The organism is Ruegeria sp. BG9 (genome assembly GCF_056538305.1).
On sequence record NZ_JBQFSY010000012.1, the window covers coordinates 63995 to 86088 of the forward strand.

The window sequence follows — 22094 nt, forward strand, 5'->3', positions numbered from 1 at the left end:
ATCGTGTGGGTGTCACAGCTGGCGGCGCTGGCGGGTGTTTTTCATCCCCTCTTCATCAAACCGCAATGCTCAGGTCGGATCTTCGCCGGGCTTTGGGTCTTTGTACCGGTTGAGGTCCAGAATGCCCGCCTGGATTGGGTTATCCTTCAAAAAACGGGTGTGGATCTGATCGCTGATGGCCCAGAAATCTTCGCTGGTCCGACGCACGCCGAAATCGGCAACCAGCTGCATCCAGTCCTCTTGCGTGGCGACCGCTTTCACAGCCTGAACAAAGTCGGGCAATTGCGCTTCAGGCAGTTTGAAGAAGAAGTTTGGGTAGCTTCCGATCATTTCAGGCAGAATGGTCAGAACGTCTTTGTCGGGTTCTCGCCGAGCGGATTCGTCAAACAGGAAGGCTATGTTGGTATGGGCCTTGTCGTGAATCAGGGTGAAAACCTTGGCATTCTCGTCGCTTGTCTCGACCACCAGAAAGGAAAGGTCGGGCAGGAACTTTACCCAAGGCCCGGTCTGGCTGGCCAGGGCAGTCAGCGCATCCTGCGCGCAATCCGCGCCATCGCATCGGTTGATCGGGTCTGAGCGCGGCCATAGCCCATTGCCGCGGTCGACTAGATGCAGAAGAAACTCCTGCTTCGGGGCGTTCGTTTCAAACAAGATCCCCGTGGGCATCGTGTCGTCGATGCGGCGGGTGTGCCAGAACGTGTGCAACCTGGCGAGAACGCCCCGATACCAGCTTTCGTGCATACCCGGCCGCAGATTGCGCGGCATGAAGGTCAGGAAGTTGTCCTCACTCTCCATGCGCAATTCGTCCATGTAGATACGGGTCGCCAGTTGATGCTCGACACGTCCGAACACATCATATCCAGCGACCAGATTATAGTAGATCCGTTCAAACACCGGATAATCGATGACCCAGGCGGTTTCCGGAATATCGCCGTGAAATCCTGTCAGGGCCGAGGCATTGTCGAAGTGTCGAAACACGGTGATCAGGGCGTTCGGGTTGGTTCCCTCGCCATCCCAGATCGCGTCATAGCCCCAACCGGTTTGATGCGCGGGGCTGTTGCGATAGCGGGTATCGCGGAACTCAAGGTACTGGGCCTGGTTCTGATGCGAGAACATGTGCAGGTCGCCCAAGCTTTGGCCTACCTGCGCGACGGGCAACTCAAGAAGCGCAGCGCCTTCGGCCAGAAAGCTTGGGTCGGTGATCGAGAGGTCGGCGTCGGGGTCAAGGAAACTGACCCAGAACCGGTCCTCGATGACGTCAACGGCAGTCTCTCCGTGACAGACGGGGCCGCGGATGAAGCTGCGGACAAAGAACAGCGCGTCGTCCAACAGGAATTGATAGCGGCTGCGCGCGGGGATCGCCGCGAAGGTCGAGAACGGGTCTCCGCCTTCGGCATCGCCATAGGAGGGCAGATCGGTCAGCGCCCAGTTGGGCTGTAGGAACAGCGCCTGAAACCGCGCCATGCGATCAGGGCTCAACGTATAGACCAGATGTTCTTTGTGGACGATGGTTTCATCGACTGGTTTTAGACGGTAGTAGAAAGGGTCCGCGCCGGGGTCGTCAAACGGGCGGCGGGTGGCGATGATGTCGATCTCTTCTCGGTGGGGCGTTCTGGACCGTACGATTTGAAAGAACCGCCGTGGGACATCGCCTTTGAAATGCAGGCGGGCCAGAAAGAGATGTTCGAACAGATACCGGTTCATCAAATGCGCGCGCGGGTCGGGGGCGTTCAGAAATGCTTCCCACGCGGTAACCTGCGCTTGGATATCATCCGGCAATGGCGTGACCGCCTCAGGCAAGGCTGCGCCGCTCTGCACCCAGTCTGTCAACAGCGCATGCTCCGGGGCCGTCAGCGGAGCGGTCCCGTAGGGCATTCCGGCCATGGGGTGGCTTTCGCTGAAGGCGTCGAACTCCTGATCGGTTGGGCAGACCAAGGGGCGGTCAAGCGCCAGCCCCAACGCGTCCGGCAGGGGCGCGTTGGGGGGCAGAGGGTTCTCGACCCCCAGGGCCAGATAGCGCTCCAACAGGCTGGTCTCGCCTTGCGCCTGTGGAAGAACTGGATGGAATCCCAAATCCCGCCACCCCTCAACCGTTGTGGCATCCTGCCCCAAACGGGTTGGCTGGGCATCTTCCAGACGCTGCGAATGGTAAACCGCTAGCTTGCTGCCGCCACGCAGCAGACCCTCGGGTGAGGTCAGCTTGACCTGACAGGGCGCGTCGTAGCAGCCGTGGCAAACCACACATCGTTTGTCGAGAACCGGCTTGACCTGCGACCAGTCTGCCTGCGCGAAGGCGGAAAGGGGTGCGATGATCCATGCGATCAGCGTCACCCAGAATTTGGCTGGCCGTGGCGTCCTCTGTCCCATTGCTCCACTCTTGGCCCTCCTATCTGGTTTGTCGAGTCCCCCATCCCGCTTGCGCCCGCCGCGCAGTTACGCTCTTGTGAGGCGACCGATTTCCAACCCCGACCGGAGTTTGCCTTGGACTGGCGCGATCACGGCATCTTACTGACCACGCGCCGCCACGGTGAAACGGCCGCGATTATCGAGGTCTTCACAGAGGCTCATGGCCGTCATGCGGGTGTGGTGCGCGGGGGAACCAGCCGTAAGATTGCGCCGATTCTCCAGCCCGGCGCACAGCTGGACGTGCTGTGGCGGGCGCGACTTGAGGAACATATTGGCACCTTCCAGGTCGAACCCCTACGCTCGCGCGCGGCGGTGGCGTTCTCTGGTCGGCTGGCGCTGGCGGGGCTGAACGCCGTAGTGTCGCTGTTGTCCTTTTGTCTGCCCGAGCGCGAGCCGCATCCCGCAATCTACAGCCAGACCGAGCAGTTGATGGATCTGCTCGGGCAGGATGAGATCTGGCCGCTGGCCTATCTGCGGTGGGAACTTGCGCTGCTTGAGGAGCTGGGCTTTGGCCTTGACCTGTCCTCTTGCGCTGTGACAGGCGCGACCGAGGGGTTGGTCTATGTCTCGCCCAAAACGGGTCGGGCTGTCAGCGTTGAGGGCGCCGGAGAGTGGGCCGACCGCCTGTTGCCCCTACCGCCCTGTCTGCGGGGCGAAGGGACGGCCCCGGATGCCGAAATCGTCCAGGGGCTTTATACGACGGGGTATTTCATGGAACACCGCGTTGCACCCGCGCTGGGCCATCACCCGCTACCTGAGGCGCGGGCGCGGTTTGTCGAGAGGCTTACTCGGAGGCTTTGAACACCATCTCGTGCCCGTCCTCATTGCGCAGAATAAGAACATCGCCCGAAACCTCGGATTGGGTCATCGCCAACAGGGCTGCGAAATACATGCCCTCGGCCTCAAGCGCGGCACAGGCGGCGCGGGTGGCGGCAAGGTCCTTGATCTCGAACCATGGATAGGGCGCGTTCAGCGTGCCATTGTAGCTGTTGCAGGGGGCGTTGCCCGCGATTTTGCCCTCCTCGGGGAATTGCAGCAGGGCGCTGGCTTCAAAGGGCAGCCCGTCAATCTCTTGCAGCACCCAGGACCGGTCAGACGCGCCATAGGCGGCCACGGTTTCGTCGCGGTCGCATTGAAACAGGGCCATCAAGGGCAGAACGAGGGTCAGGCGTAGCATGGGCACAATCTAGCGCGACTTCGGTTTGTGCTGAACCGGAATCTCAGCTGCCCGCGCTGGCCGAGATCAACTCTTCGCGCACCTCCAGCCGGGGCCGCCAGTTGTAACGGTCGTCTTCCGAGATCTCGCCCCAGAACAGGTCGCCGCTCTGCCGCCAGGGATCAAGGATCACGCCGTCCTTCAGGCTGTCTCCCCGCGCGCTGATCGCTGCCGAATGGTGGATGATGCGGAACGTGGTCGGAGGAGAGGTGGCCCAATGCACATCCAGCGTTTGAAAGTTCTCTTGCTGCAAGCGCCGGGTCATTGCCTGCGCCCAGTCATTGCATAGGCCGTAGTCGCGAAAGCCGTTGATGACCTTGGCGTTGTGAACGATCGGCGAATCCGTCACGTTCCAGTCGCGCTTCAATTGTTGTGAATAGCTGAACGAGATTTCCGCGGCGCGGCGGGCCTCGGCCGGGTCGACATTGGGGCCAAGGTTGCGGATCTCAAGCGCCAGCCCATCGACATCCGCCCGTGTAACAGTCGAAGACGGAGCGCAAGCCCCAAGGGTCAGCATCACCAAGGCAGCAAGCAGCGCGGTCAGGCGTATCACGTTCGTCTCTCCGTCCGGGTTTCGAGAGGTCGTGTAAGTGATCTGCGCGGGATCGGGAAGGGGGAAGCTGCAGTGAAGAGTGTTCAGAGTTGGTTCTGTTGGCTTTGTGGGACACACGGTTAGCGCCGTGCACAATATAAGCAATTCAAGAAAAAAAACCGGCGCGGGCGCCGGGTTCAGTTGGGGAAATGAAGTTGCCGAATTTCGGTCAGCCCAGCAGACGCCGTGCGATGACCTGTGCCTGAATTTCGGCAGCCCCTTCGAAAATGTTCAGGATACGCGCGTCGCACAGGACGCGGCTGATTTTGTATTCCAGCGCGAAGCCGTTGCCGCCGTGAATCTGCAGCCCGTTATCGGCCGCGGCCCAGGCCACACGCGCGCCCAGCAGCTTGGCCATACCGGCCTCTAGATCGCAGCGTTGGCCGTGGTCTTTTTCCCAGGCCGAGAAATAGGTCAGCTGCCGCGCGATCATGATCTCAACCGCCATCATCGCCAGCTTGCCGGACACGCGCGGGAAGTTGATCAGCGATTTGCCAAACTGCTTGCGGTCCTGCGCATATTGCATTGCGATATCCAGCGCACTTTGCGCAACGCCGATGGCGCGGGCGGCGGTCTGGATGCGGGCGGACTCAAAAGTTTCCATCAACTGCTTGAAGCCTTTGCCTTCTTCGCCGCCAAGAAGGTTCTCACCCTTCACGTGGAAGCCGTCAAAGCCCAGCTCGTATTCTTTCATGCCGCGATAGCCCAGCACCTCGATCTCACCGCCGGTCATGCCGGGGGTGGGGAAGGGGGCTTCGTCCGTGCCCGGTGTCTTTTCGGCCAGGAACATCGACAGGCCACGGTGATCAGTGCTGTCAGGATTGGTGCGGGCCAGCAGGGTCATCACATGGGTGCGGGCCGCGTGAGTGATCCACGTTTTGTTGCCAGTGATCTCATAGTCGCCATCGGCGTTCTTGACCGCGCGTGTGCGCAGGCTGCCCAGATCCGAGCCGGTGTTGGGTTCGGTGAACACAGCCGTCGGCAAGATTTCAGCGCTGGCCAGCTTCGGCAGCCAGTTCGCTTTTTGCTCATCCGTACCGCCTGCGATGATCAACTCAGCCGCGATCTCGGAGCGTGTGCCCAGAGAACCGACGCCGATATAGCCACGCGATAACTCCTCGGACACCACGCACATCGAGGCTTTGGACAGGCCAAATCCACCGAATTCTTCGGGGATGGTCAGGCCGAAAACGCCCATCTCGGCCAGTTCTTCGATGACTTCGATCGGGATCAGTTCGTCCTTGAGGTGCCAGTCATGGGCGTGCGGTTCGACCTTTTCGACGGCATAACGGCGGAATTGGTCACGGATCATCTCAAGCTCTTCGTCCAGACCCGACGCGCCGAACATGGTGGCTCCGGCCTGGTCTTCCATGAGGGATACAAGGCGCGAACGCGCAGCTTGCGTATTTGCCTGCGCCATCAGAGTCTGGATCTCAGAAGTCTGGAACCCGGACAGAGCGTCCCAGCCCAGCCCCAAATCCTGCAGGCGGACAACCTCGCCCTGGTTCATGGGGATACCACCAGCGACCTGATGCAGATACTCACCAAAGGCGATCTGGTGCAGCAGTTGCTCAATCTCGCCAAACTTGCCGTCCGCCTCAAGCGCTTCGGCCCAGCGTTGCATCTGCGCGAGGGACTGATGATAGGTCGCCAGCCATGCTAGCCCGTGGGCAGCTGTCTGGTTCGCCTCGATCAAAGCGCCCGAGACGCGACCGTCCGCCTCGACCATGGACCGCACCGAATCGCGTGCACGCTCAAATACAGCTTCGACCGCGGGTACGGCGGCTTTTGTCAGGGCCAGAAGGTCCGGCAAAATCGCAGCTGTCGTCATCTGGGTCATATCCTGTCCGTCATGGGCCATGAATCACGTCCTCTTTTGCGTCGTCTGGTCATATCATGCTGCACGTGCAGCGCAACAAAAATACTTATTACGTAGCGAAAAAGTTCAAATATTACCTTGGAATTTTTGCAGTGCAGAGAGCGCACAGGGTGATATCTAGACGGCATGACACTGTTTTCCACACTCTCTCCGACCGATCTTGCCCTGGCTGCTGCGATTGCGTGTCTAGCCGGATGGGTTAAAGGCATGGTCGGGTTTGCGATGCCGATGGTTCTCGTTTCGGGGCTGAGCATGTTCCTGTCGCCTGAGCTCGCGGTTGCCGGTCTGATCTTCTCGACCGTTGTGACCAATGGTGTTCAGGCGCTGCAGGAAGGGGGGCGGGCGGCTATTGCCTCGATCCTGCGGTTCCGGGTCTTTCTGAGCGTTGGTTTGATCTTTCTGCTGCTCGGAGCGCAATTGGTGACGCTGGTTCCGGCCTCGACCTTCCTGATGTTGATCGGCATTCCGGTGACAGGTTTTGCATTGCTGCAGATCCTCGGGGTCACCTTTTCCCTCAAGGAAGCATCAGCGCGTATAGAAGCGATCTTCGGCGTGATTGCAGGCTTTGTCGGTGGGATATCGGGCGTGTGGGGCCCTCCGACCGTGGCGTATTTGACGGCCCTGAATACCCCAAAGCAAGAGCAGTTGAGAGTGCAGGGTGTAATCTATGGTTTGGGCGCTGTTGCTTTGACAGTGGCACATATCGGGTCAGGGATACTGAACCGAGAGACAGCGCCGTTCTCGGCTGTTTTGGTCGTGCCAGCCCTTGCGGGGTTGTGGCTGGGGATGCGATTGCAGGACCGCATTGATCAGGCCCTATTTCGGAAAATCACCCTGTTGGTACTGTTGGTCGCTGGGCTGAACCTTGTCCGCCGTGGTCTCTTCGGTTAGCGGATCACGCCCGCTTGTCCGCAAAGCGAAACGCGAAATAGAGGCCGAGCATCAGGAAGAAGAGGCCCGAGACGTCTCCGATCAGAAAGGCTATGTACTCAGCGGTCGCACTGCCGAAGGCCAGGTTCGTCAGCCCCGAGACCAGGAATGAGGTCACAACGCCGACGCCCATGATGCAGATCCAGCAGGGTTTTCGGTCGGCGCGCGGGAACAAATCCCAGCCGAGCCACTTGCAGAGATAGAAGACCGCGGGAACCGTTGTTACTGCGATTGTCATCGCCATAAGACGACTGGGTAAGAATACATCGCTGCCGCCGAGTGCTGCGAAAACGATGAAAACACCGGGAAGAAGGGCAAAGATCGCCTTCCAGCCCAATAGCCACGCGGATAAAACGCGCACGCCATGTGGCAGAAACAGCAGACTCGCCCGACTTGGATATTCGGGAAAGAACAAGTTCTGCAAAGGCATCAGGACCTCAAAAGTGAGGAAGGATGCGATCACATAGGCCAAAGAGGCAAAAAATGTTTCCGAGGCCCACTTGCGCACGTCGATCAGCCGTTGATCTGCCGGGGCGCGGCGTCACCGTGGTGCATGTACGATATACCGTCCGCGATTGGCTGTGCCGCTTTGCGACAGATAACCCTTTTCGACCAGCGACTTCAGCGCGCGGAAAAAGGTGGGCCGCGAAACGCTCTGGACCAGAGTGTGTTCGATTAAGCCGAATGTCCGGACTTCTTGGTCGGCTTTCGATAGCTCTTCGGCTGCGTAATAAATGTCGCGCTCGACCGGAGAAAGCTGTTCAAGGCCTAGTGTGCGCTCCATGCTTTGCATGAGCTTGCGAAGTTCGGTGAGTTTCGAGATTTCGGTCATATCTTACCTGTCTTTTTCGTGCCAACGCGGCCAAAGCCGAAACCTGGAAATATGTCCAAACACTATGGTGTCTGGCTGGTTTCATATTGACACTTTACCCCATCTACTTAGACTAGCGTCGTGATTAGGTTGCCCAATTCGCTGGTGTGAGTGTCCGCGCATGAGCTGCCCAAAGGTTATTTTAAGATTCGGCCCGGTGCAAAAGCTCCGGGCCAATTTAATGTATCGACTGTAGCGTATCGGAAACTTCGGAACAACGCATTTGTATATGCTGTTTCCGCGCGGTAACCGGAAGGTGAACGCTCAGGCATAGAAAAGGGCGCCGAAGCGCCCTTGATTCAGGTCAGCCGATGGCAACAGCCTTGATGTCTTCGTCGATGAACGGAATGTACTGTTCAAAGTTCTCCGCAAACATCTGCACCAGCTTCTCTGCCTGCTTGTCGAATGCAACCTGATCATCCCAAGTGCGGCGCGGATCCAGCAGAACCTCAGGCACTCCGGGAACCGAGACGGGCACGTCAAAACCAAAGTTGGCGTCCTTGCGGTACTCAGCATCGGCCAGCGAACCGTCCAGCGCGGCGGTCAGCAGAGCGCGGGTCGCCTTGATCGGCATCCGGCTGCCAATCCCGTAGGCGCCACCGGTCCAGCCGGTGTTGACCAGCCAACAGGTTGCGCCGTGCTGGGCGATCTTGTCACGCAGCAGGTTGCCATAGGCCTCAGGGCGGCGCGGCATGAAAGGCGCGCCAAAGCAGGTCGAGAAGGTCGGTTGCGGCTCGGTCACGCCACGTTCGGTGCCAGCCACTTTAGAGGTGAAGCCCGACAGGAAGTGATACATCGCCTGCGCCGGTGTCAGTCGCGCGATCGGAGGCAGAACGCCGAACGCATCACAGGTCAGCATGATGATGTTCTTGGGATGACCACCCAGAGCGCTGCTGGATGCGTTCGAGATATACTCGAGCGGGTAGGCGCAGCGCATGTTTGCAGTCAGTGAGTCATCATCGAAATCAAGTTCCTTGGTTTCGGGATCGAAGACCATGTTCTCGATCACCGTGCCGAATTTCGAGGTTGTCGCGTAGATCTCGGGCTCAGCCTCGGCGTTCAGGTTGATAGTCTTCGCATAGCAGCCACCTTCGAAGTTGAACGTACCACGATCCGACCAGCCATGTTCATCGTCACCAATCAGAATGCGTGCTGGGTCGGCGGACAAGGTGGTCTTGCCGGTGCCGGACAGGCCAAAGAAGACGGCGGTGTCGACCGGGTTCCCAACCGCGTGGTTGGCCGAGCAGTGCATCGGCATCACGCCTTTTTCCGGCAGCATGTAGTTCAGCAGGGTGAAGACGGACTTTTTGTTCTCGCCCGCGTATTCGGTGCCGCCGATCAGGATCAGCTTGCGGTCGAAGTTCAGAGCAATCACCGTCTCGCTACGGCAATTGTGCTTGGCGGGATCCGCTTGGAAGCTGGGGCAGTTGATGATGGTGAAGTCAGCCGTGAAATCATCCAGATCTTCGCGATCCGGGCGGCGCAGCAGATGGCGGATGAACAGGTTGTGCCACGCCAGCTCGGTGACCATACGCACATTGATCGAATAAGTCGGATCGGCCCCGCCAACGAGGTCCTGCACAAAATAGTCGCGGCCTTTCATATGGGCCAGCATGTCTTCGTACAGTGCGTCAAAGCCTTCGGGGCTCATGGCGGCGTTGTTTTCCCACCAGATGCTGTCGGCGACGCTGTCGGTTCTCACGACGTGTTTGTCCTTAGGTGAACGGCCAGTAAACTTGCCGGTGGTGACCAGAAAGGCCCCGCCATTGCCAAGGGTGCCTTCGCCGCGCTTCAGCGCTTCTTCGATCAGCGCCGGTTCCATGAAGTTGTAATAGACATTGCCCAGACCCTCGATGCCCTGATCTTCGAGGCGGAATTGCGGGTTAACCCGTCCAGATGTCATGTGTGTCTTCTCCTGTGGCGGCGCGGAGGCAGTTCGGCCCGGTGCGCTCTTGGGGCAATCATGCCGGACGACTCCGGCGGACAGGCGTCCTCTTATCATGGTCGTTTGGGGCATGAACAGGAGGCTTTGACGCAGTTAGCGCAACCAAGTCTAGGTTTAGCGCCATCACAAATTTCCTGTCGGAAAACCGGGCAGCATTTTGCGGTCGGCAAGGCATTTTTGCCGCAGAACTGCCGCAAGAAAGGCTTGATTCGTGGTTACGGATTGATTCGGCGCCTTAAAACCGCCAACAATATCCTACAAAAAAGCGTATTATTGCGTATATGAGCAGGAATAGGGGTGACCCCAATGTCAAAGATTGCACTAGTGGATGACGATAGAAACATTCTGACGTCGGTATCCATGACGCTCGAAGCCGAGGGTTTCGAGGTTGAAACGTATAATGACGGTCAGGCTGCGCTGGATGCTTTCAACAAAAAGCTGCCCGATATGGCTGTTCTGGATATCAAGATGCCGCGGATGGACGGGATGGATCTGTTGCAGCGGCTGCGCCAGAAAACCCAGATGCCGGTTATCTTTCTGACCTCCAAGGATGACGAGATCGACGAAGTTCTGGGTCTGCGCATGGGCGCGGACGACTATGTGAAGAAGCCGTTTTCGCAGCGCCTTCTGGTCGAACGTATTCGCGCCTTGCTGCGTCGTCAGGAAGCCACCGAGGGCGATAGTGCTGCGGTCAGCACCGGTGATGCGAAGGTCATGGAACGTGGTGAGCTGCGGATGGACCCGCTGCGTCACGCGGTGACCTGGAAGGGTAATGATGTTTCATTGACCGTGACCGAGTTTCTGCTTCTGCAGGCCCTGGCACAACGCCCGGGCTTCGTCAAAAGCCGTGACCAGCTGATGGATGTGGCCTATGATGATCAGGTCTATGTCGACGACCGCACCATCGACAGCCACATCAAACGTCTTCGCAAGAAGATGCGCGCCGCTGATCCTGAGTTCTCGGCCATCGAGACGCTCTATGGTATTGGCTACCGCTACAACGAAGAATAGGCACGCGCCCCGTTTGAAGGTATTGTGGTCCCGTGCGTGACACTGACCAATCTGACGAGCTGCACGACGGTGATGTCGTCATCGGGGATGACTGGGTTATCCCGCAAGACCCCGAGTCTGCTGAACTGCGAGAGAAGCGGTCGCGGAGGAACTTGTTTTCTCTGCGTGGCTCGCCTTTGGCGCGCAAAATCGTTACCTTCAACCTGATTGCCTTGGTCATTCTCGTGACCGGTCTTTTGTATCTGGACGATTCCCGAAAGGAACAGGTTCAGCAAACCGCGCGCAACCTGATGGGCGACGCGCAGTTGGTTAGCAACGTGTTCGAGGCTCAGATCCGTCAGAACGCAGCCGCAGGTGCGCAAAATCCGCGGGTGCTGGATGTGGGCGACACGCTGGCTGGGTTAAGCCTACCAGAGGGTGGCGAGGTCTTTATTTACGACGCCAGCGGGACGTTGATCGGCTGGACGCGGGGTGCCTCAGTTGCCGTGGATCTGTCGACCATCCTGCAGTCAGAGGCGGACATCCAAACCGGAAGCACTGTCATCAGTGACGCTTTGAATGCGGTCTGGACCGGGGTGTCCCGGGTGTTCAACTGGTCAACGACTGACGAGGCCCCAACACTGGCCCAACGGGTGCAATCCATCATCCCCGATACGCTTGGCGGCAGAACACAGGTGCAAGCCGTGCAGGACGAGATGGATGAGACAGTGATCGTTGCCGCCGCTCCCATCGTGTTCAACGACGCGACGGTCGGAGCTGTTGCCATAACCGGACCGGCAGGTGAGATCGACGCGCTGGCCCGGCGCGAGCAGGAGCGGATCCTGCAGATGTTTGTCGTCGCCCTTCTGGTTTCGGTCGGTCTCAGCCTTGTTCTGGCGTCGACTATTGCCAATCCGCTGGCCGATCTGGCCGCCGCGGCCGAGATGGGCAAAGACCGGGGTACAGGCGTTAACCCTGGCCGCATCCGCATCCCAGACCTTAGCGCCCGCCCTGATGAGATCGGTCGCCTCAGCCTGGCGCTGCGAGGCATGGTCACGGCGCTCTACAATCGGATTGACGCAAATGAACAGTTCGCGGCCGACGTGGCGCATGAGATCAAGAACCCGCTGGCCAGCCTCCAATCCGCTGTTGGAACGCTGCGGATGGTCAAGCGTGACGATCAGCGTGAAAAGCTTATGGGCGTCATCGAGCATGATGTGCGGCGTCTGGACCGACTGGTCAGCGATATCTCCAACGCCTCGCGGCTGGACGCGGAGCTTGTGAAAGAGGAAGAGCAGCCCTTTGATCTGCTGAAACTACTGGACAATCTGGGCCAGTTTCTGGGCGAAGACGCCAAGTCCAAGGGCATTGAATACGCCACCGATCTACCCGCCGACCCGATCGTGATCAATGGGCTTGAGGCGCGTTTGGCCCAGGTTTTCGTCAATCTGATCACCAATGCGATCTCCTTCTGCGAGCAGGGCGATGCGATCCGCGTTTGGGTACGTCAACGCGACCACCGCGTGCTTGTCGTTGTCGAAGACACAGGCCCCGGCATACCGGAACAGGCCCTGACCAAGGTCTTCAAACGCTTCTACTCTGAGCGCCCCGAAGAGCATTTTGGCAACAACTCCGGCCTCGGGTTGGCGATCTCGAAACAGATTGTCGAGGCGCATGGCGGCGTGATCTGGGCCGAGAACATTAGACCGACCGAAGCCGATGTCACCTCGGAGCCGCTGGGCGCGCGTTTCGTCGTGGGGCTTCCTGTCTAGGACATGAGCAGTCAGACGCTTTCAGACATTGCGAACAAAGAAAGCGCCTGTGTTCACGCGACTAGTGTCGCGGTTCAAGGGCGGGGGCTGCTGATCGTTGGGGCCTCGGGGTCGGGTAAATCCTCACTCGCCCTTCGCATGATTGCTCTTGGGGCCGATCTGGTTGCCGACGACCGGGTCGATCTGAGCCGGGACGAGGGCGCGGTGATTGCCGACGCACCACAGCGGATTGCGGGCTTGATCGAGGCGCGTGGCATCGGACTGTTGCGCGCCGCCCCTTGCGGCCCGGTGGCTTTGGATTATGTGCTCGATATGGACCAGACGCAGCCCGCCCGCCTGCCGGAGCCCGTTACTTTGCAGTTGCTGGGGCACTATGTACCCTTGTTGTTTGGCGCCGGCGTGCCCAATTTGGCCGAAGCACTGATGCAACTGCTTAAAATGGGGCGTGTAGACCTGGAATGGACCAGCACATGACAGCGCAACGGCGGATCGTCCTGGTGACCGGGCCGTCCGGGGCAGGGCGTTCGACAGCCATTCACGTGCTTGAGGATCTGGGGTTTGAGGCAATAGACAATCTGCCCATGGGCCTGCTGACGCGCCTGCTGGAAGGGGCTGGGGATGATCGGCCCATGGCTTTGGGGATTGATGCGCGCAACCGGGATTTCTCGACCATCGGGTTCATCGAACTGGCCGCCAAGCTGGGCCGTATGGAACAGGTTGACCTGACCGTTCTCTATCTGGATTGCAGTGATGAGGTTCTTCTGCGCCGCTTCTCGGAAACCCGCAGGCGTCACCCTGTCGCGAAGGATGCGGGCCCTGAAGCCGGGGTGCGCCAGGAAAAAGAACTGCTGGCCCCGATCCGCGAAATCGCCGATACCCTGATCGACACCAGCGCCCTGAATGTTCACCAACTGCGTGAAGAGGTCGAACATTGGTTCGCCCCACAAGGTGGCCGCCATCTTGCGGTCTCGATCGAGTCTTTTTCCTACAAACGCGGCCTGCCGCGCGGCCTCGATATGGTGTTTGATTGCCGTTTTCTGGCCAATCCTTACTGGCGGCCCGAATTGCGTGCCGCCGACGGTCGAAACGCTGACGTGGCGCGCTATGTCCAGTCCGATAAGAACTACGCTCCGTTCTTTGACCAGGTGGTCGGAATGCTGGACCTTTTGCTGCCTGCCTTTCGCGCCGAGGGCAAAGCGCACCTGTCGGTTGCTTTCGGGTGTACCGGTGGCCAGCACAGATCTGTCGCTTTGGCCGAGGCGATTGCGAAAGCCCTTGCAGACAGGGGGCAGCAGGTGGCAATTAGGCACCGCGAGATGGAACGACGCGCATTGAATGTGAGGCCGGATTGATCGGGATAGTGATCGTAGCGCATGGAGGGTTGGCCAAAGAGTATCTGGCCGCCATGCAGCATGTTGTGGGGCCGCAGCCCGGCCTCGTCGCGATTGCGATCGAAGCCGATCATGACCGCGATGAAAAGCAGGCCGAAATCTGCCGCGCCGCAAACGACGTTGATATGGGTGGCGGCGTGGTGATCGTCACGGACCTGTTCGGTGGCAGCCCGTCTAACCTCAGCCTCCGGGCCTGTGCGCCGCAGGATCGGCGCATTTTGTATGGCGCGAACCTTCCCATGCTGATCAAATTGGCCAAAAGTCGCCACCTGCCCGTGGGCGATGCCGTGCGTCACGCGATGGAGGCTGGACGCAAGTACATCAATGCGCAAAATGTGACATTGGATTAGAACCGGACGTATTGAAATGACCAATCGAAGCTTGAAAATCATAAATGAAAAGGGCCTGCACGCCCGCGCCTCGGCCAAGCTGGTTGAGGTAGTAGAAGGTTTCGATGCAAGTGCGGAAGTCTCCAAGGACGGACTTTCTGCATCAGGCGACAGTATCATGGGCCTTTTGATGTTGGCAGCCTCGCGTGGAACCACTATTGACGTCGAGACCTCCGGGCCGGATGCTGAGGCATTGGCAGAAGCCTTGGAAACGCTTGTGAACGACAAGTTCGGCGAGGGGTTCTAAAGCCACCCCGCCGGGACAGGAAGAACGGGAAGACCAGGAATTGGCGGAAACAACGCACGACACCAAGACAGGCCCCGTTGTCGACGGGACCGAAGATCAGGGCGAGATCTACGACCGTAGAACGCTGACCTATGCCAATTCGTTCGACGATGCCTGGACCGCGACGGCAATCCGCGCCATTGAATGGTGTACCGGCAAGCTGACCATTCTGCGGATGGTCAATAAATTTGAAAAGAAAAACGAGCAGTATCGTGGCCAGCGGTTCTGGGGTGGGGCGCTCAAGACGATGGGGATCACCCTCACCACGCCTGAGGAACAGATCGCACGTATTCCCAAAACCGGTCCCGTTGTCGTTGTTGCCAACCATCCTCATGGCATGGTGGACGGCATGATTTTCGCCGAGCTTATTGGACGTGTCCGTAGCGACTACCGTATCCTGACTCGCTCAGTTCTGACTGGCCTGGATGAGGCCGCGACCTCGTTCATGATCCCCGTTCCCTTCCCGCATGATCCCGAAGCGCAAACCAAAATGCTGGAAATGCGGACCAAGGCGATGGACCACCTGAAAGAGGGTGGCGTGGTCGCCCTGTTCCCCTCGGGTGTGGTTATGTCCTCGGATGATTGGTTCGGGCCGGCAATTGAACGCGAATGGAACGTCTTCACCGCCAAGATGATCCGCCGTTCAGGCGCGACCGTGGTGCCGATTTACTTCCCCGGCCGCAACTCGCGCGCCTATCAGATCGCCAACAAACTCTCGCCGATCCTACGGCAGGGGCTGTTGCTGCATGAGATCGTCCGCTCTTGTAACAAGCCCCAATCCCCGGTGATCGGAGAGCCGATCTCGGGCGAAGACATGCAGCTGCTCGAACGCGACCCGCGCGGTTTCATGGCGTGGCTGCGAAACCACACGATGTCTTTGGGCGGCATAGCAAAGCGCTGATCCGCTCCTTTATCTGGCTAAAATATCCCGGGGGTGAGACCGGATGAAATCCGGGCGAGGGGGCTGGCCCCCTTTTAGCGCGTCGGAACCGGCACGTCGCCGCGATAGTCGTAGAATCCACGCTGGGTCTTACGCCCCAGCCATCCAGCCTCGACATATTTCGTCAGCAGCGGACAGGGGCGATACTTGGTATCCGCAAGCCCATCATGCAGCACGTTCATGATGGCCAGACAGGTGTCGAGCCCAATGAAATCGGCCAGTTCCAGAGGCCCCATCGGGTGATTGGCACCCAGCTTCATCGATTGGTCGATGGATTGAACACTCCCCACACCTTCATAGAGCGTATAGACCGCCTCGTTGATCATCGGCATCAGGATACGGTTCACGATAAATGCCGGGAAATCCTCGGCGCTGGCGGCGGTTTTGCCCAGTTTGTCGACAACGGCCTTACAGGCGTTATAGGTCTCTTCGTCGGTGGCAATCCCTCGGATCAGCTCGACCAGTTGCATGACGGGCACTGGGTTCATGAAGTGGAACCCCATGAACCGCTCTGGCCGGTCGGTCCGGCTGGCCAGACGTGTGATCGAGATCGAGGATGTATTCGAGGTCAGGATCGTATGCGGTAGCAAATGCGGTTGCAGATCCTCAAAGATTGCCTGCTTGATCGTCTCACGCTCGGTCGCGGCCTCGATCACCAGATCGGTCTGGCCCAGACGTGGCAATTCCAGCGTGGTGGTGATCCGCCCCAAAGCGGCTTGCACAGCCTCGTCCGAGATCTTCCCGCGGGATGCTTGACGCGCCAGATTGCCTTCGATCGTCTTTATGGCATTGTCCAAAGCGTCCTTGTTGACGTCGTTGACCAGAACGTCATAGCCCGCCAACGCCAGAACATGCGCGATCCCGTTGCCCATCTGGCCTGCGCCAATCACTCCGACCGATTTGATTTCCATGCTCTGGTGCCTCTGCTCTCAGCTCGCCGCGACATTACCGGCAGTTTGGGGCGGGCGGCAAGAGGCATCCGAGGTCTGCGGACCGGTCAAATTTGCCTCAAATCCGCGCATTAGCAATTTCGCAAGACTTGCGACGGCAAGATGGCAACCGGGTGAAAAATTGGGTGAGTGATATGAGCTATCATCAAACGGGCGCAGCTGTGCCCGAAGACAGCATTTGTCAGTATGGGGCGTCAAAACTGCGATTCCGGGGGCCATCGCGCGCGTTGAACGGCTCCTATCTGGCCTGCATCGGAGGGGACGAGACCTTTGGTCGCTTCGTCGAACACCCCTATGCTGCGATTCTCGAAGGTCTGCTGGACCGCAAGTGCGTCAACTTCGGCAGTCTTCTTTGTGGGGTTGATGCGCTGTGCGGTGATTCCACCTTGGTTGAACTGGCGAATAAGTCCGATCTATGTGTGCTGCAATTGCCGGGGGCACTGGGGCAATCGAATCGCTTCTACCGGGTTCATCCGCGCCGCAATGACCGGTTTCTATCTCCAACATCGGACCTGCTGACGCTCTACCCCGAGGTGGATTTCACGGATGTACATTTCGTGCGTCACCTGCTTGGGTTGCTGCATTCCTATTCGGACGCACGCTTCGAAATCGTCACCCACGAACTTCGCAAAAAGTGGGTGGAAACCCTCGGCGTTTTTCTACAAGCGATCCGGCCTCCGGTCGTTTTGCTGAACCTGCAGTTTGATGGCGAAATCGCCCATGAGGTTGCCGGGCCGCTGGGCTGTGAACCCGTCTTTGTTGATACCGAGATGATGGAAGCACTGAGGCTGTACAGTGCGGATGTCGTTTCGATGTCAGTCCGGATCTCCGGCGAATCGGATGAGTTGGAGGATATGCTGTTCGGGACCCTTCAGCAGCCTATGGCCGAACATATGATCGGCCCGGCGACCCATCGTCGGATCGCAGAAACTCTTTCCCGTTCGATCCGGGATTTGCATTGAAAAAGGCCCGCCGGTGGGGCGGGCCTTGCAATGGTTTTCCAAGTAATCGCTTTGTTCGATCAGCCGAGTTTCTCGGTCAGTTCGGGTACGGCCTGGAACAGGTCCGCAACCAGACCGAAGTCGGCAACCTGGAAGATCGGTGCTTCTTCGTCTTTGTTGATCGCAACGATGACCTTCGAGTCCTTCATACCAGCCAAGTGCTGGATCGCGCCCGAGATGCCGACAGCGACATACAGGTCCGGTGCAACAACCTTGCCGGTCTGACCCACTTGCCAATCGTTCGGGGCATAGCCCGAGTCCACGGCGGCACGCGACGCGCCAACAGCGGCACCCAGCTTGTCGGCCAGGGTTTCGATCAATTTGAAGTCTTCTTCCGATCCGACACCACGGCCGCCCGAAACAACAACACCAGCCGAGGTCAACTCGGGACGATCGCTCTCGGCAACCTTGTCCTCAACCCAGGACGACAGGCCGGGGTTTTCGCCAACCGAGATGGTCTCAACCGCAGCCGAACCGCCTTCGCCTGCCGCATCAAAGGAAGCGGTGCGGAAGGTGACGACTTTCTTGGCGTCGTTCGATTTGACGGTCTGGATCGCGTTGCCTGCATAGATCGGACGCTCAAAAGTCGAGCCGTCAACCACGCCAGACGCATCCGAGATCACCATCACGTCCAGCAACGCAGCAACGCGCGGCATGACGTTCTTGGCGTCGGTGGTGGCAGGGGCAACGATGTGCTCATAGCCATCGGCGAGACCCACGATCAACGCTGCGGTCGATTCCGCCAGGCGGTGGCCCAGCGACTCGTCTTCAGCAACCAGAACCTTGGACACGCCGTCGATCTTGGCAGCAGCCTCACCGGCAGCAGCGGCAGAACCGCCCGCGGCCAGAACGGTCACATCACCCAGCGATTTCGCAGCGGACACGGCCTTGGCAGTGGCGTCCAGCGACAGTTCGCCGTTGTTGACTTCGGCAAGCAGAAGTACAGCCATTACACAGCCCCCGCTTCTTTGAGTTTCGAGACCAGCTCATCAACCGAGCCGACGACGATACCAGCGGCACGGGCCGGCGGCTCATCGGTTTTGACGATTTCCAGACGCGGAGTGACGTCGACGCCGTAGTCGGCGGCTGTTTTCTCATCCAGCGGCTTTTTCTTCGCCTTCATGATGTTCGGCAGCGAGGCATAGCGCGGCTCGTTCAGGCGGAGGTCAACGGTCACGATGGTCGGCATCTTGACGTTGATGGTCTGCAGGCCGCCGTCAACCTCACGGGTGATTTTGGCGGTGTCGCCTTCGATGTCCAGCTCGGACGCGAAGGTGCCTTGGCTCCAGCCCAGCAGGGCCGACAGCATCTGGCCGGTGGCGTTCATGTCGTTGTCGATCGCCTGCTTGCCCGCCAGAACGATGCCTGGCTGCTCTTCCTCGACCACTTTGGCCAAGATTTTTGCGACGGCCAAAGGCTCGATATCCGTGTGGACGTTATCCGCAGCAACAACCAGGATCGCGCGGTCGGCACCCATGGCCAGAGCAGTCCGCAGTGTTTCCTGCGCCTGCTTCACACCGATCGAAACAGCAACGACTTCGTCAGCCTTGCCCGCTTCTTTCAGGCGGATCGCCTCTTCAACTGCAATCTCGTCGAACGGGTTCATCGACATTTTTACATTGGCGAGATCAACACCGCTACCATCCGCCTTAACACGGACCTTAACGTTGTAGTCAATCACGCGCTTGACAGGCACAAGTACCTTCATTTTTGCGTTCGCTCCTTACAAAAACGGCAAGCCGCGTCGCGACTCCACCAATGCTCTCGCGGGACTAGATAGCGACTCAATCTCATCGACAACAGAGCAAAATCGTCACGTCATGGGCTTGAGACGTCGCGTTTTGTGTTTTTTCACGAATAGGGGGCAGAGATTTTTTGACGGTTGGCCGACGATGGTGGGGTCGGAAGGACTTGGTCGTTGTCGCCAACCCGCCCAGCTGAACTTAGTAGATTGATTATTTTGGTGACCCGGGCGCCGAGTAGACGACACGTTGCGCCTGCCTTCTAAACCAGGGCTCCGCCCTTCCGGTCGCCGGGACGTCCACTGGACGTCCCGCCGCTTTCAGCGGTTCGCGCCCGGAACCCACAAGACATCATCCTTGCCGCTGTTGTTGGCGCAGCGGGCGGCGACGAAGAACCAATCGCTCAGACGGTTCAGGTATTTGACCGCGACTTCGTTGACAGGTTCCATATTGGTCAGCTCAACCGCCAGACGCTCAGCCCGGCGTGAGACGGTGCGGCAGACATGCAGATGCGCCGCCAAAGCCGAGCCGCCGGGCAGGATGAAGCTGCGCAGCGGTTCAAGATCGGCATTCATCGCGTCGATTTCAGCCTCTAGCCGGTCGATTTGGGCAGGCGCGATGCGCAACGGCGGGTAGTCGGCCTCTGCGTCTTTTTCCATGTCGGGGCGGCAAAAATCAGCCCCCAGATCGAACAGGTCGTTTTGAATGCGGGCCAGCGCGGCGTCAGTTTCGCCCTCGGCTTCGGTCCGGGCGACGCCGACAAAGGCGTTCAGCTCATCAACCGTGCCATATGCGGCCACGCGACCCGAGTATTTTGCAACCCGTTCGCCATTGCCCAAAGCGGTTTTCCCGTCATCGCCTGTGCGCGTGTAGATCTTGTTCAGAACGACCATCTTCAAACTCCTTGTCCGCGCAGGAAGACGTAAAGCACAATCAGCAATACGGCAATGAATTGAAAGAGGATGCGCAGGCGCATCATCTTGTTGCTCTTCTTGGCGGCATCCATGCCGCTTTTTCCGAAATTTGCGATGCCAAGGGTCAGCACGACGACAACCGCCGCCATCGCCAGGAGCAAAACGACCATCAAAGGGTCCATCGTCAGTCACCGTCCGCTTTTTCTTTGGGTGCGCCTGATCTAGCGCCTGCAGGGCCAAAAGCGAACGGGAAATTTTGCCTCAGATGTCTGACAGGATTCGGTCGATGGCTTTTGTTGGCAGAATTCGCCGCAAATAGCCCGCAATATAGGTCGGAGTCGTCACGTAATAGCGCGCCTTGGGCCGTTTCGCTTCGACCGCATGTGCCAGCTTGTTGGTCACCGCTGAGGCAGGCAGTTCGAACGTGTCCGGGCCAGAGCCTTCATAGAGCCGTTTCAGCAGCGACGCCTCGTACCTGTCACGCAAGACCGAGTTCTCCCAATCCACGAACCGCTCGAACACCGGGATCGCCTTTTCGCGGATTTTCGACGTGATTGGACCGGGTTCGATCAGGATGACTTTGACGCCGCTGCCGCGTAGTTCCAGGCGCATCGTGTCGGTCAGACCTTCGATCGCGTATTTGGTGGCGACATAGGCGCCGCGCCAGGGGAACGCGACCAACCCCAGAACCGAGGAGTTCTGGACAATGCGCCCATGACCCTGTTCACGCATGACGGGAATGACCTGCCGCGTCAGCTCGTGCCAGCCGAAGACATTCGATTCGAAGATGAACCGCAAACCGTTGGTCGGAACATCTTCGACCGCGCCGGGCAGTCCGTGCGCCCCGTTGTTGAACAGGGCGTCCAAAGTGCCTCCGGTGGCCTCAAGAACCTCGGCCAGTCCGGCTGTGATGCTGTCTGTGTCCTGATAGTCGATTCGTGGGCTTTCAAATCCCTGCGCGCGCAGCCTGTCGCAATCACGCTGCTGGCGGCACGAGGCAAAGACGCGCCAACCGCGTGCACGCATACCGTGTGCTGCATCCAGGCCGATGCCGGACGAGCAGCCGGTAATAAGAATTGATTTCTGCATGATGGCCCCGAACCTCAACGTCCCCAACACCTAGGCTGCGAGAGGAAACAGGGCAATGACGCCCGGACGTCAGTTTGTGGTTTTGCGGACCAGTGATGCCGAAATCCATCCGACCTGTTGCCCGGGAAACACGCGTGTGCGCAACCAACCCGTGCCGGAATCGCTCAGGACCTCGACCCGTTGTCCGATCGTGGCCTTACCGATGATGGGATAGATCGTGCCCGGCCCGTCACGCATGTTGACGCGAGTGCCAGAGATTTCTCGGATGTCCTTTTCGGGCTCTGTGACAGGTGACACAGCAGGTTCGGCATCGGTTGTGACTTGCTGCATCGCCGCTACGCCGCCTTCCAGCGAGGCCAGCGTCAGCGTCACATCCTGATCTTCGAACAGGGACGGATTCGCCTGCAGTCCGGCTGCAACCTGAGACAGAAGCGCCTTGGTTTCTTCCTCACCCAGAACAGGTTCTGGTTCTGCAATAAACTCAATAACAGGGATGGGTTGAACTGCGGCGCGGGTCACCAACTCCTCAACCGGTGCGGCAGCCGGAGGCGTCGCCTTGGGTGCAGGTTCGAACGTGGCCGCCATACGCTGCGGATTGTCACTGCGCAGGCCGCGCGGCTCGAAATCGGGGCCTCCGCTCATGACGTAGAAGGCCCAGCCAAGGGCGACAAAAGTAACAAGTATCAGGCGCGTCATGACGCTTCCCCCCGAAGAAATCGTAAATACAAGAATTGGCAGCAGTTTAATTCATGAGACCATAGCATATTTCGAGGCGGGAGTCGAAAAATGGG

Annotated in this window: 25 protein-coding genes; 11 read left to right on the forward strand and 14 right to left on the reverse strand. The window is 58.9% G+C overall.

From position 1 onward, the window contains the following. Nucleotides 1–69 precede the first annotated feature (69 nt). Complete coding sequence (locus ACR0I8_RS19775; protein ID WP_170380437.1) at nt 70–2367, reverse strand: fatty acid cis/trans isomerase; 2298 nt, start codon at nt 2365–2367, stop codon at nt 70–72. Nucleotides 2368–2481: 114 nt separating this feature from the next. Between ACR0I8_RS19775 and recO the strand changes: the two genes are divergently transcribed. Then, nucleotides 2482–3207, forward strand: coding sequence for a DNA repair protein RecO (gene recO / locus ACR0I8_RS19780; protein WP_170692778.1), 726 nt, complete (start codon nt 2482–2484; stop codon nt 3205–3207). Here recO and ACR0I8_RS19785 read toward each other — a convergent pair. The 3 genes from ACR0I8_RS19785 to ACR0I8_RS19795 all read right to left on the reverse strand — a co-directional run bounded on the left by ACR0I8_RS19785 (nt 3191) and on the right by ACR0I8_RS19795 (nt 6075). After that, nucleotides 3191–3583, reverse strand: a complete 393-nt coding sequence (locus ACR0I8_RS19785; RefSeq protein WP_170692776.1) for an META domain-containing protein — start codon at nt 3581–3583, stop codon at nt 3191–3193. The genes recO and ACR0I8_RS19785 overlap by 17 nt on opposite strands. 43 nt (nt 3584–3626) lie before the next feature. After that, nucleotides 3627–4175 (reverse strand): hypothetical protein, encoded by a 549-nt coding sequence (locus ACR0I8_RS19790; RefSeq protein WP_480703538.1) that lies wholly within the window; start codon nt 4173–4175, stop codon nt 3627–3629. A 208-nt stretch (nt 4176–4383) separates the two neighbouring features. Next, complete coding sequence (locus ACR0I8_RS19795; RefSeq protein WP_170692774.1) at nt 4384–6075, reverse strand: acyl-CoA dehydrogenase family protein; 1692 nt, start codon at nt 6073–6075, stop codon at nt 4384–4386. Between the two features lie 144 nt (nt 6076–6219). Here ACR0I8_RS19795 and ACR0I8_RS19800 point away from each other — a divergent pair, with 144 nt between their 5' ends. Then, on the forward strand, nt 6220–6984 hold the full coding sequence (locus ACR0I8_RS19800; RefSeq protein ID WP_170692772.1) for a sulfite exporter TauE/SafE family protein: 765 nt from the start codon (nt 6220–6222) through the stop codon (nt 6982–6984). 4 nt (nt 6985–6988) lie between these two features. On the opposite strand, the gene ACR0I8_RS19805 is transcribed toward ACR0I8_RS19800, so the two are convergent. The 3 genes from ACR0I8_RS19805 to ACR0I8_RS19815 form a co-directional block, all read right to left on the reverse strand. Next, nucleotides 6989–7453: a hypothetical protein gene (locus ACR0I8_RS19805; RefSeq protein WP_480527857.1), complete on the reverse strand. Its 465-nt coding sequence runs from the start codon at nt 7451–7453 to the stop codon at nt 6989–6991. 111 nt (nt 7454–7564) lie between these two features. After that, entirely contained in the window at nt 7565–7855 is a 291-nt protein-coding gene (locus ACR0I8_RS19810) for a hypothetical protein (protein ID WP_170380432.1), read from the reverse strand. A 343-nt stretch (nt 7856–8198) separates the two neighbouring features. After that, nucleotides 8199–9797, reverse strand: a complete 1599-nt coding sequence (locus tag ACR0I8_RS19815; RefSeq protein WP_170692770.1) for a phosphoenolpyruvate carboxykinase — start codon at nt 9795–9797, stop codon at nt 8199–8201. Nucleotides 9798–9857: 60 nt separating this feature from the next. Between ACR0I8_RS19815 and ACR0I8_RS19820 the strand changes: the two genes are divergently transcribed. Genes ACR0I8_RS19820 through ACR0I8_RS19855 form a run of 8 tightly spaced genes read left to right on the forward strand, consistent with a single transcriptional unit; the run spans nt 9858 to nt 15568 of the window. After that, nucleotides 9858–10124, forward strand: coding sequence for a hypothetical protein (locus ACR0I8_RS19820; RefSeq protein WP_170692768.1), 267 nt, complete (start codon nt 9858–9860; stop codon nt 10122–10124). A 21-nt stretch (nt 10125–10145) separates the two neighbouring features. Further along, nucleotides 10146–10850, forward strand: coding sequence for a response regulator transcription factor (locus ACR0I8_RS19825; RefSeq protein WP_170380430.1), 705 nt, complete (start codon nt 10146–10148; stop codon nt 10848–10850). Between the two features lie 32 nt (nt 10851–10882). Then, on the forward strand, nt 10883–12601 hold the full coding sequence (locus ACR0I8_RS19830) for a sensor histidine kinase (protein WP_170692766.1): 1719 nt from the start codon (nt 10883–10885) through the stop codon (nt 12599–12601). 3 nt (nt 12602–12604) lie between these two features. Then, the gene (locus ACR0I8_RS19835) at nt 12605–13075 is read left to right on the forward strand and encodes an HPr kinase/phosphatase C-terminal domain-containing protein (RefSeq protein ID WP_170692764.1); all 471 of its coding nucleotides are present in this window, start codon (nt 12605–12607) and stop codon (nt 13073–13075) included. Next, nucleotides 13072–13953, forward strand: a complete 882-nt coding sequence (gene rapZ / locus ACR0I8_RS19840) for an RNase adapter RapZ (RefSeq protein ID WP_480669668.1) — start codon at nt 13072–13074, stop codon at nt 13951–13953. The genes ACR0I8_RS19835 and rapZ overlap by 4 nt, the downstream gene beginning before the upstream one ends. Beyond that, nucleotides 13950–14342 (forward strand): PTS sugar transporter subunit IIA, encoded by a 393-nt coding sequence (locus ACR0I8_RS19845; protein ID WP_170380426.1) that lies wholly within the window; start codon nt 13950–13952, stop codon nt 14340–14342. Before rapZ ends, ACR0I8_RS19845 begins: the two co-directional genes overlap by 4 nt. A 16-nt stretch (nt 14343–14358) precedes the next feature. Next, on the forward strand, nt 14359–14628 hold the full coding sequence (locus tag ACR0I8_RS19850) for an HPr family phosphocarrier protein (RefSeq protein WP_170380425.1): 270 nt from the start codon (nt 14359–14361) through the stop codon (nt 14626–14628). A gap of 40 nt (nt 14629–14668) precedes the next feature. Then, on the forward strand, nt 14669–15568 hold the full coding sequence (locus ACR0I8_RS19855; RefSeq protein ID WP_170380424.1) for a lysophospholipid acyltransferase family protein: 900 nt from the start codon (nt 14669–14671) through the stop codon (nt 15566–15568). A gap of 74 nt (nt 15569–15642) precedes the next feature. On the opposite strand, the gene ACR0I8_RS19860 is transcribed toward ACR0I8_RS19855, so the two are convergent. After that, nucleotides 15643–16518, reverse strand: coding sequence for a 3-hydroxybutyryl-CoA dehydrogenase (locus tag ACR0I8_RS19860; RefSeq protein WP_170380423.1), 876 nt, complete (start codon nt 16516–16518; stop codon nt 15643–15645). Nucleotides 16519–16691: 173 nt separating this feature from the next. On the opposite strand from ACR0I8_RS19860, the gene ACR0I8_RS19865 reads away from it, so the two are divergent. Then, entirely contained in the window at nt 16692–17519 is an 828-nt protein-coding gene (locus ACR0I8_RS19865; protein WP_480703542.1) for a DUF6473 family protein, read from the forward strand. 59 nt (nt 17520–17578) lie between these two features. On the opposite strand, the gene ACR0I8_RS19870 is transcribed toward ACR0I8_RS19865, so the two are convergent. From ACR0I8_RS19870 to ACR0I8_RS19895, 6 genes are all read right to left on the reverse strand, one after another. Next, entirely contained in the window at nt 17579–18508 is a 930-nt protein-coding gene (locus ACR0I8_RS19870; protein ID WP_170380422.1) for an electron transfer flavoprotein subunit alpha/FixB family protein, read from the reverse strand. Then, entirely contained in the window at nt 18508–19266 is a 759-nt protein-coding gene (locus ACR0I8_RS19875; RefSeq protein WP_170692762.1) for an electron transfer flavoprotein subunit beta/FixA family protein, read from the reverse strand. The genes ACR0I8_RS19870 and ACR0I8_RS19875 overlap by 1 nt, the downstream gene beginning before the upstream one ends. Before the next feature lie 354 nt (nt 19267–19620). Further along, nucleotides 19621–20193, reverse strand: a complete 573-nt coding sequence (locus ACR0I8_RS19880) for a cob(I)yrinic acid a,c-diamide adenosyltransferase (RefSeq protein WP_170380420.1) — start codon at nt 20191–20193, stop codon at nt 19621–19623. A 2-nt stretch (nt 20194–20195) separates the two neighbouring features. Then, a complete protein-coding gene (locus tag ACR0I8_RS19885) occupies nt 20196–20396 on the reverse strand; it encodes a twin transmembrane helix small protein (RefSeq protein ID WP_170380419.1) in 201 nt (66 codons plus the stop codon). Nucleotides 20397–20475: 79 nt separating this feature from the next. Then, the gene (locus ACR0I8_RS19890) at nt 20476–21303 is read right to left on the reverse strand and encodes an SDR family NAD(P)-dependent oxidoreductase (protein WP_170643739.1); all 828 of its coding nucleotides are present in this window, start codon (nt 21301–21303) and stop codon (nt 20476–20478) included. Between the two features lie 69 nt (nt 21304–21372). Beyond that, nucleotides 21373–21999: an SH3 domain-containing protein gene (locus ACR0I8_RS19895; protein ID WP_480527869.1), complete on the reverse strand. Its 627-nt coding sequence runs from the start codon at nt 21997–21999 to the stop codon at nt 21373–21375. Between the last annotated feature and the right edge of the window lie 95 nt (nt 22000–22094).

Coding starts and splice junctions, on each gene's coding strand:
- ACR0I8_RS19775 (WP_170380437.1), bottom strand. CDS start 2,367: ATGGGACAGAGGACGCCACGGCCAGCCAAATTCTGGGTGACGCTGATC.
- ACR0I8_RS19785 (WP_170692776.1), bottom strand. CDS start 3,583: ATGCTACGCCTGACCCTCGTTCTGCCCTTGATGGCCCTGTTTCAATGC.
- ACR0I8_RS19795 (WP_170692774.1), bottom strand. CDS start 6,075: ATGGCCCATGACGGACAGGATATGACCCAGATGACGACAGCTGCGATT.
- ACR0I8_RS19800 (WP_170692772.1), top strand. CDS start 6,220: ATGACACTGTTTTCCACACTCTCTCCGACCGATCTTGCCCTGGCTGCT.
- ACR0I8_RS19805 (WP_480527857.1), bottom strand. CDS start 7,453: ATGCCTTTGCAGAACTTGTTCTTTCCCGAATATCCAAGTCGGGCGAGT.
- ACR0I8_RS19810 (WP_170380432.1), bottom strand. CDS start 7,855: ATGACCGAAATCTCGAAACTCACCGAACTTCGCAAGCTCATGCAAAGC.
- ACR0I8_RS19815 (WP_170692770.1), bottom strand. CDS start 9,797: ATGACATCTGGACGGGTTAACCCGCAATTCCGCCTCGAAGATCAGGGC.
- ACR0I8_RS19820 (WP_170692768.1), top strand. CDS start 9,858: ATGCCGGACGACTCCGGCGGACAGGCGTCCTCTTATCATGGTCGTTTG.
- ACR0I8_RS19825 (WP_170380430.1), top strand. CDS start 10,146: ATGTCAAAGATTGCACTAGTGGATGACGATAGAAACATTCTGACGTCG.
- ACR0I8_RS19835 (WP_170692764.1), top strand. CDS start 12,605: ATGAGCAGTCAGACGCTTTCAGACATTGCGAACAAAGAAAGCGCCTGT.
- rapZ (WP_480669668.1), top strand. CDS start 13,072: ATGACAGCGCAACGGCGGATCGTCCTGGTGACCGGGCCGTCCGGGGCA.
- ACR0I8_RS19850 (WP_170380425.1), top strand. CDS start 14,359: ATGACCAATCGAAGCTTGAAAATCATAAATGAAAAGGGCCTGCACGCC.
- ACR0I8_RS19860 (WP_170380423.1), bottom strand. CDS start 16,518: ATGGAAATCAAATCGGTCGGAGTGATTGGCGCAGGCCAGATGGGCAAC.
- ACR0I8_RS19865 (WP_480703542.1), top strand. CDS start 16,692: ATGAGCTATCATCAAACGGGCGCAGCTGTGCCCGAAGACAGCATTTGT.
- ACR0I8_RS19870 (WP_170380422.1), bottom strand. CDS start 18,508: ATGGCTGTACTTCTGCTTGCCGAAGTCAACAACGGCGAACTGTCGCTG.
- ACR0I8_RS19875 (WP_170692762.1), bottom strand. CDS start 19,266: ATGAAGGTACTTGTGCCTGTCAAGCGCGTGATTGACTACAACGTTAAG.
- ACR0I8_RS19880 (WP_170380420.1), bottom strand. CDS start 20,193: ATGGTCGTTCTGAACAAGATCTACACGCGCACAGGCGATGACGGGAAA.
- ACR0I8_RS19885 (WP_170380419.1), bottom strand. CDS start 20,396: ATGGACCCTTTGATGGTCGTTTTGCTCCTGGCGATGGCGGCGGTTGTC.
- ACR0I8_RS19890 (WP_170643739.1), bottom strand. CDS start 21,303: ATGCAGAAATCAATTCTTATTACCGGCTGCTCGTCCGGCATCGGCCTG.
- ACR0I8_RS19895 (WP_480527869.1), bottom strand. CDS start 21,999: ATGACGCGCCTGATACTTGTTACTTTTGTCGCCCTTGGCTGGGCCTTC.